The sequence below is a fragment of the Bradyrhizobium sp. WSM1743 genome (genome assembly GCF_000473065.1).
Lineage (GTDB): Bacteria > Pseudomonadota > Alphaproteobacteria > Rhizobiales > Xanthobacteraceae > Bradyrhizobium.
In genome coordinates, this window is sequence record NZ_AXAZ01000039.1 from 16,917 (window position 1) to 33,880 (window position 16,964).

Consider the following 16,964-nt stretch of genomic DNA (forward strand, 5'->3'; position numbering starts at 1 on the left):
CTACCGGGTATAGGTTGCAAGACCAAGTACAAGCCCAAGCACAAGACCAGGCACAACGGCCGGAGCATGGCGATGAACAACAACGAGCACGGGCATCATCACGAGGCGGAAACGCATTCCGGATGCGGCTGTTCCGCGAAGGCTGCACCGCCCGCGGCGAAGCCCGCGACCTCCTCGTGCTGCGGCGGCCATGGCGATCATGCCGGCCATGCCCATCATCACGGCCACGGTGATGCCGCGACCCAGGTCACAGACCCCGTCTGCGGCATGACGGTCGATCCCGCGACCTCGAAGCATCGCTTCGAGCATCACGGCGAGACCTTCCATTTCTGCTCGGCCGGCTGCCGCACCAAGTTCGCCGCCGATCCCGCCAAGTATCTTGCGAAGGAGAAGGCGCCAGAGCCCGAGATGCCCGCGGGCACGATCTACACCTGTCCGATGCACCCGGAAATCCGTCAGGTCGGCCCGGGCACGTGCCCGATCTGCGGCATGGCGCTGGAGCCGGAGGTGGCAAGCCTGGAAACCGGACCCAATCCGGAGCTTGCCGACATGACGCGGCGGTTCTGGATCGGCGGCGTGCTGTCGCTGCCGCCGGTGGTGCTGGAGATGGGCGGCCATCTCGCAGGCCCGCACAACTGGATCGATCCGACGCTGTCGAACTGGATCCAGCTCGTCTTCGCCACGCCCGTGGTGCTGTGGGCCGGCTGGCCCTTCTTCGTTCGCGGCTGGCAATCACTGCTGACGCGCAATCTCAATATGTTCACGCTGATCGCGATGGGCACGGGCGTTGCCTATGTCTACAGCGTCCTCGGCACGGTCACACCACAGATTTTCCCCGCCACCTTCCGCGGCCATGAGGGCGCGGTCGCAGTCTATTTCGAGGCCGCCGCCGTCATCACCGTGCTGGTGCTGCTCGGCCAGGTGCTGGAGCTGCGCGCCCGTGACGCGACCTCGGGCGCGATCAAGGCGCTGTTGCAGCTTGCGCCCAAGACCGCGCGCCGCGTCGATAGCGATGGCAGCGAGCACGAGGTCGAGATCGACACGCTCCATGCCGGCGAGCGCTTGCGCGTTCGTCCCGGCGAGAAGGTGCCGGTCGATGGCATCATTCTCGAGGGACGCTCATCGCTCGATGAATCGCTCGTCACCGGCGAATCCATGCCCGTCACCAAGGAGACCGGCGCCAAGGTCATCGCCGGCACGCTCAACCAGTCCGGCAGCTTCATCATGCGCGCCGACAAGGTCGGGCGCGAGACGCTGCTGTCGCAGATCGTGCAGATGGTCGCGGACGCGCAGCGCTCGCGCGCGCCGATCCAGCGCCTGGCCGACCAGGTCGCCGGCTGGTTCGTGCCGGCCGTGATCGTCGTCGCCCTCGCCGCCTTTGCCGCCTGGTCGTGGTTCGGACCGGAGCCGCGGCTCGCCTTCGGTCTGGTCGCCGCCGTCAGCGTGCTGATCATCGCCTGCCCCTGTGCGCTGGGCCTTGCGACCCCGATGTCGATCATGGTCGGCGTCGGCCGCGGTGCGCAAGGCGGCGTCCTGATCAAGAACGCCGAGGCGCTGGAGCGGATGGAGAAGATCGACACGCTGGTGGTCGACAAGACAGGCACGCTGACCGAGGGCAAGCCCAAGGTGGTCGCGATCGTGCCGGCGTCCGGCTTTGCGGAAGACGACATCCTCCGGCTTGCGGCCACCGTCGAGCGCGCCAGCGAGCATCCCCTGGCTGACGCCATCGTACGCGCGGCCAGGGAGAAGCAGCTCGCTCTTGGCCAGGTCGAGCAATTCGATTCGCCGACGGGCAAGGGCGCGACCGGCAAGGTCGACGGCAACACCGTCGTGCTCGGCAATGCAAGATACCTGACGTCGATCGGCATCGGGACCAAGGCGCTCGACACCGAGGCCGAACGGCTGCGCGGCGACGGCGCCACCGTGATCAACATGGCCGTCGACGGCCGGCTGGCTGGCCTGTTTGCGATCGCCGATCCGGTCAAGGCCTCGACGCCTGAGGCGCTGAAGGCGCTCGCGGCCGAAGGCATCAAGGTCATCATGCTGAGCGGCGACAACCGCACGACGGCCGAAGCCGTCGCGCGCCGGCTCGGCATCGCCGAGGTCGAGGCCGAGGTGCTGCCGGACCAGAAGAGCGCGGTGGTGACGAAGCTGCAAAAGGCCGGCCGCAGCGTCGCGATGGCCGGCGACGGCGTCAACGACGCGCCGGCGCTGGCGGCGGCCGAGGTCGGCATCGCCATGGGCACCGGCACTGATGTGGCGATGGAGAGCGCCGGCGTCACCCTGCTCAAGGGCGACCTCGTCGGCATCGTGCGCGCGCGAAAGCTGTCGCAGGCGACCATGAGCAACATCCGCCAGAACCTGTTCTTCGCCTTCATCTACAATGCCGCCGGCATTCCGATCGCAGCCGGCATCCTCTATCCGGCGTTCGGCTTGCTGCTCTCCCCGATCATCGCGGCAGCGGCGATGGCGCTGTCCTCGGTGAGCGTGGTCGGCAATGCGCTGCGGCTGCGTGCGACGCGGCTGTGAGGCGAGCGAGTTGAAATCGTAGCCCGGATGCAGCGCAGCGAAATCCGGGTTCTGCTAACATGCCGCGCCGCCCGGATTGCGCTTCGCTCCATCCGGGCTACGCAGCAACGGATCGGGCAGGACGCGCGGAGAGGACCTGATGCAGCGAATTACGATCACGATCGAGGACGATCTGCTGACGGAGATCGACGCAGCGGCGAAAGCGCGCGGCTACCAGAACCGCTCCGAGATCATTCGCGACCTCGCGCGCGCCGGCCTGCAGCAGAGCACCGAGGACACGGCGCAGACCGGTCAATGCGTCGCCGGCCTCGTCTATGTCTACGACCACGCCGCGCGCGATCTGTCGAAACGACTGGTGCAGGAATTCCACGGTCACCACGACCTCGCGCTGGCGACGCTGCATGTCCATCTCGACGACAACAATTGCATGGAGATGACGGCGCTGCGCGGCAACGCCTCCGAGGTCAGGCATTTCGCCGACCACATCATCGCCGAACGCGGCGTGCGCTACGGCCGCGTGGTGATGATCCCGACCGGGGAAGGGAAGCAGGTGAAGGGGCGGAAGCACGGACATCGGCATGGCTAGACAGTAGCTCTCGTGCCCCGGACGCGGCGCAGCGCTCCTTCAGCGGCGCGCCGCGTCCGGGACACGGCCGCGCGTTAAGCCGCAGGCAGGAAGGTCAGCCTTGCCGAAATCGCCCTGCATCTCTACCTCTCGCGAAGTATCTATCTAAATGGGTGCCCCATGCTGGATGCCGCCATCAAGGCGCTGTCGCAAGTGATCTCGCCGCCGATGCGCTCGATCCTCTGGCGCTCGATCGGGTTGGCGCTGGTGCTGATCACCGTGCTGGCGATCGGTTTGCAGCGGCTGCTGAGCTGGTTTGCGACCTCTGGCGAGGTGTGGCTGGAGGGCCTGCTCGGGCCGGGCTGGCATTCATCGCTCGAAATTCTCTCCTGGATCGTCTCGATCGCGGCGGGCCTCGGCGTCGTGTTCGGCGGCATCTTCCTGACGCCTGCGATCACCTCGCTGGTGGCGAGCCTGTTTGTCGACGACGTTGCCGACATCGTCGAACGTGAGCATTACCCCGCCGAGCGGCCGGGCGTGGCGCTGCCGTTCAGCCAAGCGATCCTCGAGGGCATCAAGACCGCGCTGCTGACGATTTTGGTCTACCTCGCCGCGCTGCCGCTGGTGTTCTTCGCCGGCGCCGGCTTCCTGATCTTCTTCCTTGCCGCCGCCTGGCTGCTGGGCCGCGAATATTTCGAGCTCGCCGCGATGCGCTTCCGACCGCCGGAGGAAGCCAAGGCAATGCGGCGCGACAATGCCGCGACCATCTTCACCGCCGGCCTGTTCATCGCCGCCTTCGTCTCGATCCCGATCGTCAATCTGGCGACGCCGATCTTCGGGATGGCCTTCATGGTCCACATGCACAAGCGCCTGTCAGGCCCGCGGCCCGAGCTGATCGAGTCGGCCCGGCAGGTGCGGTGACGCTTCACTGCATGCCACAGCGGAGGTGCGCCCCCTCTCCCGCTTGCGGGAGAGGGTCAGGGAGAGGATTGCCTCCGCAACGGGACAATCCCCTAGAGGAGAGAGCCCTCACCCGGCGCTGCGCGCCGACCTCTCCCGCAAGCTGGAGAGGTGAACGACTCCCGCGGCGCGATCGAACGAGCCAATCTCCATCGCATTCACGTCACGCGCACCCCGCACTTGCGCAGCACCGTCTTCGCGAAACCGAACGGCGCCGGTGTGAACGGACCTGTCGGCGCGCGGGTGACCAGCGCGACGACGCCGAGTGCGGCCATCGCGAGCCAGAAGCACAGCCAGAAGCCGTCGATATAGGCGAGCACGTTGGCTTCGCGCTGCACGATGCCTGCCAGCGTGCCGACGGCGCGCGCCTGCGCCGATCCCGTGCCATGGGCGGCGAAATGATCGGCGAGCTGCTTCAGCCTCTGCACCACGTCGATGTCGCCGACCGCAAGGTTCTGGCCGAGATAAAAGGAATGGACCTGCTCCCGGACGCGCAGCCAGGTGCCCATCAACGCCACGCCGATCTCGGCGCCGCCGAGCCGCATGATCTGGATATAGGCCGCAAAAGAGGTGGCGCGGCTCGGATCGGAGTTGGAGAGCAGCGTGATGATCAGCGGCAGCAGGGTGAGCGACTGCCCGATCGCCTGCAGCAGCACGATGCCGACGAAATCCTCGCGCGCCCAGACATGGGTGAGCTGCGTGCCCCAGAGATTCGCCGCAGCGAAGCAGGCAAAGCCCACGACCACCACCGTCCGCGTATCGAAATGCCTGAGCAGCCAGATCGAGACCGGCACCAGCACGAACATCGGCAACGCGCCATAGGTGAGCAGCAGCAAGCCGCTCTGCTCGGGCCTGAGCAGCGCGATGGTGGCGAGGAAATTCGGCACCAGCGACGCGTTGGACAGGCTCGTCAGTGTGTAGAGCAGGATCAGGAGCAGCCCTAAACCGATGTTGCGCGAGAACAGCACATTGACATGTGCCCAGGGCTGACGCACCAGGGACTCGTTGACAAGGAAGGCCAGAAACAGCACCGCGCCGCTGGCGAGCAGCGCCATCACCGTGCCGGAGCCAAGCCAGTCCAGCCGGTTGCCCTGATCGAGCCCGGCATAGATCATCGAGACGGAGGCGCCGAGCAGCAGCATGCCGCCCCAATCGGCGTCGCGCAGCAACGCGCGGTTCACCGGCTCGTTCGGCGTGCCCAAGTAAACCATCAACCCCATCAGTGGCGCGATCACGACGCCCTGCCAGTACAGCCATTGCCAGCCGAGATGGTCGACATAGAAGCCGACCAGCGAGGTCGAAGTGTCCAAGGCGAAGCCGACGCGGATCGCATAGAGCGAGATCGCCGGCAGCCACCAGCGGATCGGCAGATTGCGGAAGATGATCATCAGCGTCGCCGGCACGAAGGTGCCGAGCAACAGGCCATGCACGACGCTGAGTGCAAGCAATGTGGGATAGTCGTGCACGAACGGAATGATGAACGAGACGGCCGCATAGACCAGGCTCGGGATGCCAAGCACGCGGCGTAGGCCGAACACGGTGGCGAGCCAGGCCACCGCGGGCGCGATGAAGATCTGCGAGCCGATGCCGGCGGTGGAGAGCCAGGCGCCCTCGTCGAAGCTGAGCGAGAACGCGCCGCGCAGGTCGGGCAGGCCGACCGTGGTCAGCCGGCTGTCGAAATTGGCGAGGAACGAGCCGAGCAGAACCGCCGCGACGGCAAACAGCGGCTGCGGCGCGACGCCGCCGCGCGAGACCGGCTCGCGGCTGGCATCGTCATTTTCCGCCATTTGCAGCCTTGGTGTCGATGCTGGTGACCACCGACATGCCCGGCACCAGCCGGGCCAGCAGCGGCTGGTTGTCATCGAATTGAATGCGCACGGGAATGCGCTGCACCACCTTTGTGAAGTTGCCCGTTGCATTGTCGGGCGGCAGCAGCGCCACCTGTGCGCCGGTCGCCGGCGCAATGCGCTCGACCTTGCCGTGCAGCCTCTCACGCGGGAAACTGTCGACGGTGATCTCGACCGGCTGGCCCGGTGCCACGTGCGTGAGCTGGGTCTCCTTGTAGTTCGCGATCACGTAGACCTTCGGCAGCGGCACTACATTGATGAGATTGGTGCCGATATTGACGTAATCGCCGGGCTGCACCTGGCGCTCGCCGACCACACCTTCGAACGGCGCCGTGATCTTGGTGTAACCAAGCTTGAGCTTCGCACCCGCCAGCGTCGCCCTGGCCGCCTCGACATCGGCCGCTCGCTGCTTCCTGGTGCCTTGCAGGACCTCGAGCTGATGCTGCTGGGCTGCGATCACGGCGCGGCTCGCGCGCACGTCGGCCTGCGCCTTGGCGTAAGCGGCCACCGCCTGCTCGAGCCGCTGGCGCGTGCCGGCATCGGTCTGCGACAGCGATTGCTGGCGCTCCTGCTCCTGCCGTGCCTCGACCTCCATAGCTTCCGCAGACAGCCGCGCGGCCTGCGCCTGCGCGATCGTGGCATATTGCAGCTCGATCTGATTGGCGAGATTGTCGAGGGCGGCCTGCACAGCGGCGACATTGGCCTCGGCCTGTGCGACTTGCGCCTCGTAATCGGCGGGATCGATCTGGATCAGGAGGTCGCCGGCCTTCACACGCTGGAAGTCGGTGACGCCTACGGTGAGCACTTCGCCGGAGACGCGGCTCGAAAGCCGCGTCAGATCGGCGCGCACATAGGCGTCATTGGTGACCTGGATCACCGCATTGCCGACCCATTCGTCGAAGCGCAGCGTCGCCAGCGCGACGAAGCCGAGCGCGACGATAACAGCAAACAGCGGGATCGCGAGCCGGCTCCAGAGCGGTGTGGCCGGCCGCTGCGTTGGCTTGGGCGACGGGGTTGGAGCGGCAGACGGTGATGAAACTTGTTCTTGTTGACTCACGACATCACCCCAAAAGCGCGCTCTCTCGTTCGCGTCATTCCGGAGCGATGCGCAGCATTGAATCCGGAATCTCGAGATTCCGGGCCCGGTCCTTTGGACCGTCCCGGAATAACGGGCATTGCCATCACACCGTCTTCTCCGGCCACCGGCAGAGATCGTTGATCAGGCAGACCTCGCAGCGCGGCTTGCGCGCGAGGCAGGTGTAACGGCCATGCAGGATGAGCCAATGATGGGCATGCAGCATGAATTCGGATGGGATGACTTTTTCGAGGCCGAGCTCGACCTCCAGCGGCGTCTTGCCGGGCGCAAGTCCGGTGCGGTTGCCGACGCGGAAAACATGGGTGTCGACCGCCATGGTGTGCTCGCCAAAGGCCATGTTGAGCACGACGTTGGCCGTCTTGCGCCCGGCGCCGGGCAACGACTCGATCTCGGCGCGCGTGCGCGGCACCTGGCCGCCGAATTCGCTGAGCAGCTTGGCCGACAGCGCGATCACATTCTTGGCCTTGGTGCGGTAGAGGCCGACAGTCTTGATGTATTCGCGTAAGGACTCCTCGCCGAGATCGAGCATCTTCCGCGGGGTGTCGGCGACCTCAAATAATGCACGTGTCGCCTTGTTGACGCCGGCGTCGGTCGCCTGCGCCGACAGCACCACGGCGACCAGCAGCGTGAACGGATTGACGTGCTCGAGCTCGCCCTTCGGCTCCGGATTGGCCTTGCGGAAACGGCTGAAGACCTCGCGGACCTCGGCCGGCGTCCAGGGTTTCGTGGCCTTGAGTGGCTTTTTCGCGGAGGATTTCGGTTTGGCCGCGACCGGCTTTGCCTTTTTCTTCGGCACGGCGGCTTTGCGCGGGACCGGCTTGCGGGTGATTTTCGCCATGATCGGGATATACTGATGGACGATGAGCACAGGCAACGAAATTGAGCGCGCCCGATCTGAAAGCGAGGACGAGCCTCAGATCTTCTCCGCGCTGCTGACGCCGCACCGCTCGCTGAACCGCACCGGCTTTCTCGCCGTGATGCTGTTCCTGAGCGCCGTCAGCTTCGTCACGGGCCTCGCTTTCCTGATGATGGGCGCCTGGCCGGTGTTCGGCTTCTTCGGTCTCGACGTGCTGGTGATCTGGTGGGCCTTCAAGGTCAATTTTCGCGCGGCGCGGGCCAGCGAGGAGATCATGGTGACGCCGTCGGAACTGCGCGTGCGGCGCATCAGCCATCGTGGCCAGGTTGCCGAATGGACCTTCAACCCGCTCTGGGTCCGGCTCGACCAGGAGGTCGACGAGGAATACGGCATCGAACATCTCTATCTGGTCTCGCACGGCCACCGGCTGCTCATCGCCGGCTTTCTCGGACCGGAAGAAAAAGCGAGCTTTTACAATGCCTTGGTCGGAGCCCTGAACGCCGCGCGGCGTGGTCTGACCTATAACCCGGTGACTTGAGCACAGTCGGAAATCGGGTGGTTTCGAGCACCCCCCTCTCCTACATTTCCGGTCATGATGACCCTCGCGATACATGACCAGCGCCTGGCCAAGCCGGGCCCCCAGAACGCCGCGTTGCGCGATTATGATTCGGTGCGGCGGGCGATCGCCTTCATCTCGGAGAACTGGCGCGCGCAGCCGACCATCGAGGCGATGGCGGATGCCGCCGGCGTCACGCCGGATGAGCTGCACCACCTGTTCCGCCGGTGGGCCTCGATCACGCCGAAGGCTTTCATGCAGGCGCTCACACTCGACCACGCCAAGAACCTGCTCAGGGATTCCGCCAGCATTCTTGACGCGGCGCTCGACTCCGGCCTGTCCGGGCCGGGCCGGCTGCACGATCTGTTCGTCACCCACGAAGCGATGTCGCCGGGCGAGTGGAAGAACGGCGGCGCCGGCCTCACCCTGCGCTACGGCTTCCACGCCTCCCCGTTCGGCACCGCGATCGTGATCGCCACTGATCGCGGCTTGTCCGGACTTGCCTTTGCCGATCACGGCGAAGAGAAGATCGCGCTCGCCGACATGACGCGGCGCTGGCCGAATGCCACTTATGTGGAAGATCACGACGGCACCGCGCCGCTCGCAGCGCGCATCTTCGACCCGAAGCTGTGGCGGCCGGACCAGCCGCTGCGCGTGGTCCTGATCGGCACCGATTTCGAGGTGCGGGTGTGGGAGACGCTGCTGAAAATTCCGATGGGACGCGCGGTGTCCTATTCCGACATCGCCTGCAACATCAACAGCCCGAAGGCCTCACGCGCCGTCGGTGCTGCGGTCGGCAAGAACCCGGTCTCCTTCGTCGTGCCCTGCCACCGCGCGCTTGGCAAGAGCGGCACGCTCACCGGCTATCATTGGGGCATCACCCGCAAGCAGGCGATGCTGGGCTGGGAAGCCGGGCGGGTGGGGATGCAGTAGGCAAGATGCAGTAGGGTGGGTTAGCCGAAGGCGTAACCCACCTTTTTTGGTTTCCGGGATGACAGAAGTGGTGGGTGACGTCGTCGACTGCGCTTCGCGCAGTCCCCGTCTAACCCACCCTACAGCAGCGCGTCTGCGGCGAAGACTACCCTGCCAGATCCAGCTTCGAGGCAACCGTCGAATCCGCATTGAGCCGGTAGATGATCGGCACGCCGGTGGCGAGCTCGCGCTTCAGGATGCCCTCCGGCGAGAGCTTCTCCAGCACCATGATCAGCGCACGCAGCGAATTGCCGTGGGCGGCAACCAGCGTGCGCTTGCCGTTGAGCACGCCGGGCAGGATCTCCTGCACGTAATAGGGCAATGCACGCGCGAGCGTGTCCTTCAGGCTTTCGCCGCCGGGCGGCGACACGTCGTAGGAGCGGCGCCAGACATGCACCTGGTCCTCGCCCCATTTCTTGCGCGCATCGTCCTTGTTGAGGCCGGAGAGATCGCCATAGTCGCGCTCGTTGAGCGCGAGGTCCTTCGAGGTCGGCAGACCCTCCTGGCCGAGCTCGCCGAGGATGAGATCGAGCGTGTGCTGCGCGCGCGTCAGCACCGAGGTGTAGGCGACGTCGAACACGAGACCCTGTGCCTTCAGCTTGCGGCCGGCTTCCTTGGCTTCCTTCACGCCGAGCTCGGTGAGATCAGGGTCCTTCCAGCCCGTGAACAGGTTCTTCAGATTCCATTCGCTCTGGCCGTGGCGCACGAGCACGAGGAGACGTTCGCTCATCAACTGCTTTCCGTGTTGTTCAGATGTCGGATAGGCCGAGCACGTCGGCCATGGAGTAGAGCCCCGGCGCCTTGCCGTGCGCCCACAGGGCCGCCTTGAGCGCGCCATGGGCGAACAGCATGCGGTCTTCGGCTTGATGCGACAGCGTCAGGCGCTCGAACGGGCCGAGAAAGGTCACGCTGTGATCGCCGGCCACAGTGCCGCCGCGCAAGGAGGCGAAGCCGATATTGCCCGGCCGGCGTGCGCCAGTGATGCCGTCACGGCCACGCTCGGAATGGTCATCGAGGGTGACGCCGCGGCCGCTGGCTGCGGCCTGGCCCAGCATCAGCGCGGTGCCTGAGGGCGCATCAACCTTCATGCGGTGATGGGTTTCGACGATCTCGATGTCAAAGCTCTGGTCGAGCGCCTTGGCGACGCGCTTGACCACGGCGGCGAGTAGGTTGACGCCCAGGCTCATATTGCCGGATTGCACCACCACCGCGCGATTGGTGACGCTCTTGATCACGGCATTGTCCGAGCCGGACAGGCCGGTCGTGCCGATGACATGCACGAGGCCGCGCTGGGCAGCGATCGCGACATTGGCGATGGTCGCCGCCGGCACGGTGAAATCGAGGATGCCGTCGGCATCCTTCGACATCGCCCAGAGATCGGCGGACAGCGTGATGCCGTTGGCCGGCAGGCCTGCGAGCACGCCGGCATCCTTGCCGAGCAGCTCGGAGCCCGGCGCCTCCAGCGCCCCCGCCAGCACCGCGCCCTTGCTCTCGGCAATCGCCCGCAGCAGCGCCCGGCCCATCCGGCCGCCGGCCCCAGCAACAATCAAGCGCATGTCAGACATGGTGTGATCCTCTTCGCTGCCGTTGTAGCGGGGGGATGCAGTTCCGGCAACCGAGGGGATCGGGGCGGCAGTGACGCCACGTTCACCGTCATTCCGGGGCGGCTCGCAGAGCCGAACTCTGGTGCGCACCTGAGAATCTCGAGATTCCGGGTTCGATGCTTCGCATCGCCCCGGAATGACGGCCTCCTCAGCCGTCCTGCGGCTGCGGGCCGTCGTAGCCCTCGATGATGATGAGGTCGGCGATCGAGTGCGGCTGGCGCACCTTGATGTTGGCCTGGTATTCTGGCGAATTGTAGCAGGCGAGCGCGGTCTCGTAGTCCGGGAACTCGATCACGACGTTGCGGTTGCGGCTGGCGCCTTCCACGGTGGTGAACTTGCCGGCGCGGACGACGAAACGGCCGCCCCATTTCCTGAAGATCGGACCGTTGGCGACGGCGTAGGGCTTGTAGCCCTCGTCATTGCTCACGTCGACACGCCCGATCCAGTAGCCTTTTGCCATTCTTGTTCTCCCTGTTGTTGGTGGTTAGCCGAGAGCTTGCGCGATCTCAGCGTGGATGGCGTCGGCGACAGCCTTCGGATCGGCGGCTTCCACCACCGGGCGCCCGACAACGAGATAATCCGCGCCCGCGGTGATCGCACGGCCCGGCGTCATGATGCGCTTCTGGTCACCGCTGGCGGCGCCCGCCGGACGAATGCCGGGGGTGACCAGGCTCATCTGGTGGCCGACGATCTTGCGCAGGCTGCCGACTTCCTCTGGCGAGGACACCAGGCCGTCGACGCCGATCACCTGCGCCTGCTGCGCGCGCGCCTCAGCTAACTCCGACACGCTGAGCCGATAGCCAGCCGCATGCAAATCATCATCGTTGTAGGAAGTCAGCACCGTGACAGCGAGGATCTTCAGTCCGGCACTGCCGCGGCCTTCGACGGCGCCCTTCATGGTCTGCGGATAGGCGTGGACGGTGACGAAGGTCGCGCCCAGCTTGGCGACGCTCTCCACACCACGCGTCACCGTATTGCCGATGTCGTGCATCTTGAGATCGGCAAACACCTTTTTGCCCCTGTCGGCGAGCTTTCCGATCAACGGCAGGCCGCCGGCATAAGCGAGCTGATAGCCGATCTTGTAGAACGAGACGCTGTCGCCGAGCTTCGCGATCATCGCCTCCGCGGCATCAACGCTCGGCAGATCGAGCGCAACGATCAGGCGGTCTTTCAGGGCGATCTCGGCTGGCGTCATGTCACCTCACATCATGCGTTGGGAAATGTCGATCAACTGCGCGACCAGCTCCTTCAACGCGGCGATATCGCCCTCGTTCTTCAGCCTGTCCATATCGTCATAGGCCTGGTCGGCAAAAGCGAGCGTGAGCTGGCTGGCAATCACATTGGCGTGGCAGGAGGAGAGGATCAGCCGCAAGGCCTGGAGCGCGCGGGCGGCACCAAGCCGGCTCTGCGAGGCGCCGGCGAGCGCGAAGACGCGGTTGCGGAACACCTCGCCGCGCGCCTCGTGCAGCTCGTGCACACGGCTGACCCAGTCGATCGCGTTCTTGAGAAGCGGCGGCACCGAGGCGTTGTATTCGGGTGAGACGATGAGGACGCCATGATGGGCGCCGATCATGCGCTTGAGATTGATGGCGTGCTTGGGCACGCCGGACTTGGCCTGGAGGTCGCCGTCGTAGATCGGCAGCGGAAAATCGGCGAGCGAGATCCGGGTGACGTCGACGCCGGCCTGAGCGAATTCGTACGCAGCCAGCGCCGCCAGCTTCGCATTGTGCGAGCCGGTGCGCAGCGAGCCGGGAATGATCAGGATCTTGGGTGCGGACATCCGGGCGGCGAACTCCGTTCACCTCTCCCGCTTGTGGGGGAGGTCGACGCGCGAAGCGCGGNGGGAGGGGGCTTTCTCGACTAGGGGAATCCCACCGTGGAGACACCCCCACCCCAGCCCTCCCCCGCAAGCGGGAGAGGGAGCGCACCGCGTTTGTGGCGACAGGTTAGTCCTTGCGATACACCCAGACGCGGGCCGGCGGAAGGTTCATCCAGATCCGTTCCGAGGCCTCTGTGGACACGCCGGGCAGCGATTTCGGGATCGGCGGCACCACCGCATAGGTGAACTGGATGAAGGGCGCACCGGGCGCGAGCGCGGTAAAGGCGTCGCGGATGAGCCGGAGCCGCGTCAGCATCGGTTTGGTGACGAGGGGCAGGCCGGAGACGACCGCGCTAGCCGGTGCGCTCAAGACGTTCCAGAGCGTATCGCGCAGGCGATAGGCATCGCCCTGCACCACCTTGGCCTGCGGGTAGCGGTCGCGCAGCAGCGCGCAGAAGCCGGGATTGTATTCGACGAGAACGAGACGCTTCTGGTCGACACCCCTCTCGATCAGCGCCGAGGTGATCGCGCCGGTACCAGGTCCGAGCTCCACCACCGGTGCGTCGGAATCGGGATCAACATAATGAGCCATGGTCCGCGCCAGCAGCTTGCCTGACGGCATCACCGCGCCCATGTGCAGGGGCTTTTCGATCCACGACCTGAGAAAGCGCACCTCGTCATCGAGACGAGGCTTCTTCAACGCACGCGCGGACGATGGCAATGGCATGTCGGGACCGGACGGGACCGCGGGACCGCGGCGTGTCAGAAAATGGTCATAAAGACGTATAGGCCGAAGGCGGCACGGTCAAGACGAGTCAATTCGCCCGATTACCGAAGAAATCCTTGACCTTGGCGAAGAAACCCTCGGATTCCGGCTGGGTGTTGCCGGAGGAGAGTTTTTCGAACTCGGCCAACAATTCCTGCTGCTTCTTGGTGAGGTTCTGCGGGGTCTCGACCACGACCTGAACGTACATGTCGCCCATCTGGCGCGACCGCAGCACCGGCATGCCTTTTGATGCAATGCGGAAACGGCGGCCCGATTGCGTTCCGGCAGGCACCTTCACCTTGGCCTTGCCCTTGTCGATGGTCGGCACCTCGAACTCGCCGCCGAGCGCGGCGGTCACCATCGAGATCGGCGCGCGGCAATGCAGATCGGCGCCGTCGCGCTGGAAAAACTGGTGCTGGGCCAGCGACAGGAAGATGTAGAGGTCGCCGGGCGGACCACCGCGGACCCCGGCCTCGCCCTCGCCGGCGAGCCTGATCCGTGTGCCATCCTCGACGCCTTGCGGAATGTTGACCGACAGTGTGCGCTCGCGGGTGACACGGCCCTGGCCAGCGCAGGATGGGCAAGCGTCCTCGATCATCTGGCCGCGGCCCTGGCAGCCGGGACAGGTGCGCTCGAGCGTGAAGAAGCCCTGCGACTGCCGCACACGGCCGGCGCCGCCGCAGGTCGAGCAGGTCTTCGGCTTGGTACCGGCCTTGGCTCCGATGCCCGAGCAGGCCTCGCAGGTGACCGAGACCGGGATCTCGATCTGCGCGGTCTTGCCGCCAAAGGCTTCCTCGAGCGTGATTTCCATGTTGTAGCGCAGGTCCGCCCCGCGCTCGCGGCCGCCGCGGCTGCGCTGTCCGGCCATGCCGAACAGGTCTTCGAAAATGTCGGAGAAGGACGAGGCGAAGCCCGCGCCGAAACCGGCAGCGCCGCCAAAGCCGCCGCCCTGCTCGAACGCGGCGTGGCCATAGCGGTCGTAGGCGGCGCGCTTGTCCTTGTCCTTCAGGACCTCGTAAGCCTCGTTGATTTCCTTGAACTTGACTTCGCTGGTCTGATCCCCCGGGTTGCGGTCAGGATGGAATTTCATCGCCAGCTTGCGGAATGACGACTTCAGCTTGCCTTCGTCGGCGTCGCGCTCGACTTCCAGGGTCTCGTAGTAGCAGCGCTTGGTGGACGTGGACATGTTGAGCTCGGTCTATCCAATCGCGATTCAAGTCGGAGCGAAACGACGCCGCCACGAAACGATATAGGCAGCCTTCCGCCTCGCGGCAGAGGACCGCGTGGCGGCGTCCAGCATAACGATAGGGAATTGATCGATCGTAACGGGCACTCGTCCCGTCGAGCCCGACACGACGGCCTCCCCCGCGAGGGAGAAGGCCGGTAGTGCGTGTGGGGTCCAAGCCGTCCGCATCGTCACCCTCTCGGGCTTATGCAGACTTCTTGTTGGTCTTGTCGTCGTCGACCTCGGTGAACTCCGCGTCGACGACGTCGTCCTTGGCCGCGTCCTTCTTGGCGTCGGCCTCGGCCTGCTGCTTGTACATGGCCTCGCCGAGCTTCATCGAAGCCTGGGCCAAAGTGTTGGTCTTGGCCTTGATCGCCTCGGCATCGTCGCCCTTCAGAGCTTCCTTGAGGTCGCTGACGGCATCCTCGATGGCATGGCGCTCGGTCTCGGAGACCTTCGAACCGTGTTCGGCGAGGGCCTTCTCGGTGGAATGCACCAGCGCGTCGGCATGGTTCTTGGCGTCGACCGCCTCGCGGCGTTTCTTGTCCGCCGCCGCATTGGTCTCGGCGTCCTTGACCATCTTCTCGATGTCGGCTTCCGACAGACCGCCCGAGGCCTGGATGCGGATCTGCTGCTCCTTGCCCGTGGCCTTGTCCTTGGCCGAGACGTTGACGATGCCGTTGGCGTCGATGTCGAAGGTCACCTCGATCTGCGGCATGCCGCGCGGAGCCGGCGGAATGCCCATCAGGTCGAACTGGCCGAGCATCTTGTTGTCGGCCGCCATTTCACGCTCGCCCTGGAAGACGCGGATGGTGACGGCATTCTGATTGTCTTCAGCCGTCGAGAACACCTGGCTCTTCTTGGTCGGAATCGTGGTGTTGCGGTCGATGATGCGGGTGAACACGCCGCCCAGCGTCTCGATGCCCAGCGACAGCGGGGTCACGTCGAGCAGCAGCACGTCCTTGACGTCGCCCTGGAGCACGCCGGCCTGGATCGCAGCGCCGATCGCCACGACTTCGTCCGGGTTGACGCCCTTGTGCGGCTCCTTGCCGAACAGCTGCTTGACGACTTCCTGGACCTTCGGCATGCGGGTCATGCCGCCGACCAGCACCACCTCGCCGATCTCACCGGCGGTGACACCGGCATCCTTCAGCGCCTTACGACAGGGCTCGATGGTCTTCTGCACGAGGTCGTCGACCAGCGCCTCGAACTTGGCACGGGTGAGCTTCATCGTCAGATGCTTCGGGCCGGTCTGGTCCGCCGTGATGAACGGCAGGTTGATCTCGGTCTGGGTCGTCGAGGACAGCTCGATCTTGGCCTTTTCAGCGGCTTCCTTCAGGCGCTGCAGGGCGAGCTTGTCGTTGCGCAGATTGATGCCCTGCTCCTTCTGGAACTCGTCGGCGAGATAGCCGACCAGGCGCATGTCGAAATCTTCGCCGCCGAGGAAGGTGTCGCCGTTGGTCGACTTCACCTCGAACACGCCGTCGCCGATTTCGAGAATGGAGATGTCGAACGTGCCGCCGCCGAGATCGTACACGGCGATGGTGCCGGCCTTGGTCTTGTCGAGGCCATAGGCGAGCGCGGCCGCGGTCGGCTCGTTGATGATGCGCAGCACTTCAAGGCCCGCGATCTTGCCGGCGTCCTTGGTCGCCTGGCGCTGGGCGTCGTTGAAGTAGGCGGGAACGGTGATGACGGCCTGGTCGACCTTCTGGCCGAGATGGGCTTCGGCGGTCTCCTTCATCTTCTGCAAGATGAAGGCCGAGACCTGCGAGGGCGAGTAGGTCTGGCCGTCGGCCTCGACCCAGGCGTCGCCGTTGGAAGCCTTCACGATCTTGTAGGGGACGAGCTTCTTGTCCTTCTCGACCATCGGGTCGTCGTAGCGGCGGCCGATGAGGCGCTTCACTGCGAAGAAGGTACGCTCGGGATTGGTGACGGCCTGGCGCTTGGCCGGCTGGCCGACGAGGCGCTCACCGTCATCCGTGACGGCGACGATCGAAGGCGTCGTGCGCATGCCTTCGGAATTCTCGATGACTTTGGCGTTCTTGCCATCCATCACGGCGACGCACGAATTCGTGGTGCCGAGGTCGATCCCAATGACCTTTCCCATGGTCCTGATATCCTTCTTTTTGCGGCAGGTTGGCTGGGCCCAGAAGGCACCCGAACCGAAAC

16 protein-coding genes are annotated in these 16,964 nt (G+C 65.4%); 5 read left to right on the forward strand and 11 right to left on the reverse strand.

Annotated elements, in window-relative coordinates:
* Positions 1 to 72 precede the first annotated feature (72 nt).
* The 3 genes from YU9_RS0122280 to YU9_RS0122290 all read left to right on the forward strand — a co-directional run bounded on the left by YU9_RS0122280 (position 73) and on the right by YU9_RS0122290 (position 4,015).
* Positions 73 to 2,529 (forward strand): heavy metal translocating P-type ATPase, encoded by a 2,457-nt coding sequence (locus tag YU9_RS0122280; RefSeq protein WP_027574778.1) that lies wholly within the window; start codon positions 73 to 75, stop codon positions 2,527 to 2,529.
* A gap of 139 nt (positions 2,530 to 2,668) precedes the next feature.
* The gene (nikR, locus tag YU9_RS0122285) at positions 2,669 to 3,115 is read left to right on the forward strand and encodes a nickel-responsive transcriptional regulator NikR (protein WP_027574779.1); all 447 of its coding nucleotides are present in this window, start codon (positions 2,669 to 2,671) and stop codon (positions 3,113 to 3,115) included.
* A 159-nt stretch (positions 3,116 to 3,274) separates the two neighbouring features.
* Positions 3,275 to 4,015 carry a sulfate transporter family protein gene (locus YU9_RS0122290; protein WP_027574780.1) on the forward strand — a complete coding sequence of 247 codons (741 nt, stop codon included), beginning with the start codon at positions 3,275 to 3,277 and terminating at the stop codon, positions 4,013 to 4,015.
* 197 nt (positions 4,016 to 4,212) lie between these two features.
* Here YU9_RS0122290 and YU9_RS0122295 read toward each other — a convergent pair whose 3' ends face one another.
* From YU9_RS0122295 to nth, 3 genes are all read right to left on the reverse strand, one after another.
* Positions 4,213 to 5,841: an MFS transporter gene (locus YU9_RS0122295; RefSeq protein WP_027574781.1), complete on the reverse strand. Its 1,629-nt coding sequence runs from the start codon at positions 5,839 to 5,841 to the stop codon at positions 4,213 to 4,215.
* On the reverse strand, positions 5,828 to 6,958 hold the full coding sequence (locus YU9_RS0122300) for an HlyD family secretion protein (protein ID WP_027574782.1): 1,131 nt from the start codon (positions 6,956 to 6,958) through the stop codon (positions 5,828 to 5,830). The genes YU9_RS0122295 and YU9_RS0122300 overlap by 14 nt, the downstream gene beginning before the upstream one ends.
* A gap of 124 nt (positions 6,959 to 7,082) precedes the next feature.
* Positions 7,083 to 7,835 (reverse strand): endonuclease III, encoded by a 753-nt coding sequence (gene nth, locus YU9_RS0122305; RefSeq protein WP_027574783.1) that lies wholly within the window; start codon positions 7,833 to 7,835, stop codon positions 7,083 to 7,085.
* 22 nt (positions 7,836 to 7,857) lie between these two features.
* On the opposite strand from nth, the gene YU9_RS0122310 reads away from it, so the two are divergent.
* Both YU9_RS0122310 and YU9_RS0122315 read left to right on the forward strand, forming a co-directional pair.
* A complete protein-coding gene (locus YU9_RS0122310; RefSeq protein WP_027574784.1) occupies positions 7,858 to 8,391 on the forward strand; it encodes a DUF2244 domain-containing protein in 534 nt (177 codons plus the stop codon).
* 54 nt (positions 8,392 to 8,445) lie between these two features.
* Positions 8,446 to 9,342: a bifunctional helix-turn-helix domain-containing protein/methylated-DNA--[protein]-cysteine S-methyltransferase gene (locus YU9_RS0122315; protein ID WP_027574785.1), complete on the forward strand. Its 897-nt coding sequence runs from the start codon at positions 8,446 to 8,448 to the stop codon at positions 9,340 to 9,342.
* Between the two features lie 145 nt (positions 9,343 to 9,487).
* On the opposite strand, the gene YU9_RS0122320 is transcribed toward YU9_RS0122315, so the two are convergent.
* From YU9_RS0122320 to dnaK, 8 genes are all read right to left on the reverse strand, one after another.
* Positions 9,488 to 10,111 (reverse strand): 2,3-bisphosphoglycerate-dependent phosphoglycerate mutase, encoded by a 624-nt coding sequence (locus tag YU9_RS0122320; RefSeq protein ID WP_027574786.1) that lies wholly within the window; start codon positions 10,109 to 10,111, stop codon positions 9,488 to 9,490.
* A gap of 19 nt (positions 10,112 to 10,130) precedes the next feature.
* Entirely contained in the window at positions 10,131 to 10,946 is an 816-nt protein-coding gene (gene dapB / locus YU9_RS0122325) for a 4-hydroxy-tetrahydrodipicolinate reductase (protein WP_027574787.1), read from the reverse strand.
* 187 nt (positions 10,947 to 11,133) lie between these two features.
* A complete protein-coding gene (locus YU9_RS0122330; protein ID WP_027574788.1) occupies positions 11,134 to 11,445 on the reverse strand; it encodes a DUF1330 domain-containing protein in 312 nt (103 codons plus the stop codon).
* Between the two features lie 24 nt (positions 11,446 to 11,469).
* On the reverse strand, positions 11,470 to 12,180 hold the full coding sequence (gene pyrF, locus YU9_RS0122335) for an orotidine-5'-phosphate decarboxylase (RefSeq protein WP_027574789.1): 711 nt from the start codon (positions 12,178 to 12,180) through the stop codon (positions 11,470 to 11,472).
* A 6-nt stretch (positions 12,181 to 12,186) separates the two neighbouring features.
* Positions 12,187 to 12,765 (reverse strand): NADPH-dependent FMN reductase, encoded by a 579-nt coding sequence (locus YU9_RS0122340; protein WP_027574790.1) that lies wholly within the window; start codon positions 12,763 to 12,765, stop codon positions 12,187 to 12,189.
* 166 nt (positions 12,766 to 12,931) lie between these two features.
* The gene (locus tag YU9_RS0122345; RefSeq protein ID WP_027574791.1) at positions 12,932 to 13,531 is read right to left on the reverse strand and encodes a class I SAM-dependent methyltransferase; all 600 of its coding nucleotides are present in this window, start codon (positions 13,529 to 13,531) and stop codon (positions 12,932 to 12,934) included.
* Positions 13,532 to 13,619: 88 nt separating this feature from the next.
* Positions 13,620 to 14,756 (reverse strand): molecular chaperone DnaJ, encoded by a 1,137-nt coding sequence (gene dnaJ / locus YU9_RS0122350; RefSeq protein ID WP_027574792.1) that lies wholly within the window; start codon positions 14,754 to 14,756, stop codon positions 13,620 to 13,622.
* 244 nt (positions 14,757 to 15,000) lie between these two features.
* On the reverse strand, positions 15,001 to 16,902 hold the full coding sequence (dnaK, locus tag YU9_RS0122355; RefSeq protein ID WP_027574793.1) for a molecular chaperone DnaK: 1,902 nt from the start codon (positions 16,900 to 16,902) through the stop codon (positions 15,001 to 15,003).
* Between the last annotated feature and the right edge of the window lie 62 nt (positions 16,903 to 16,964).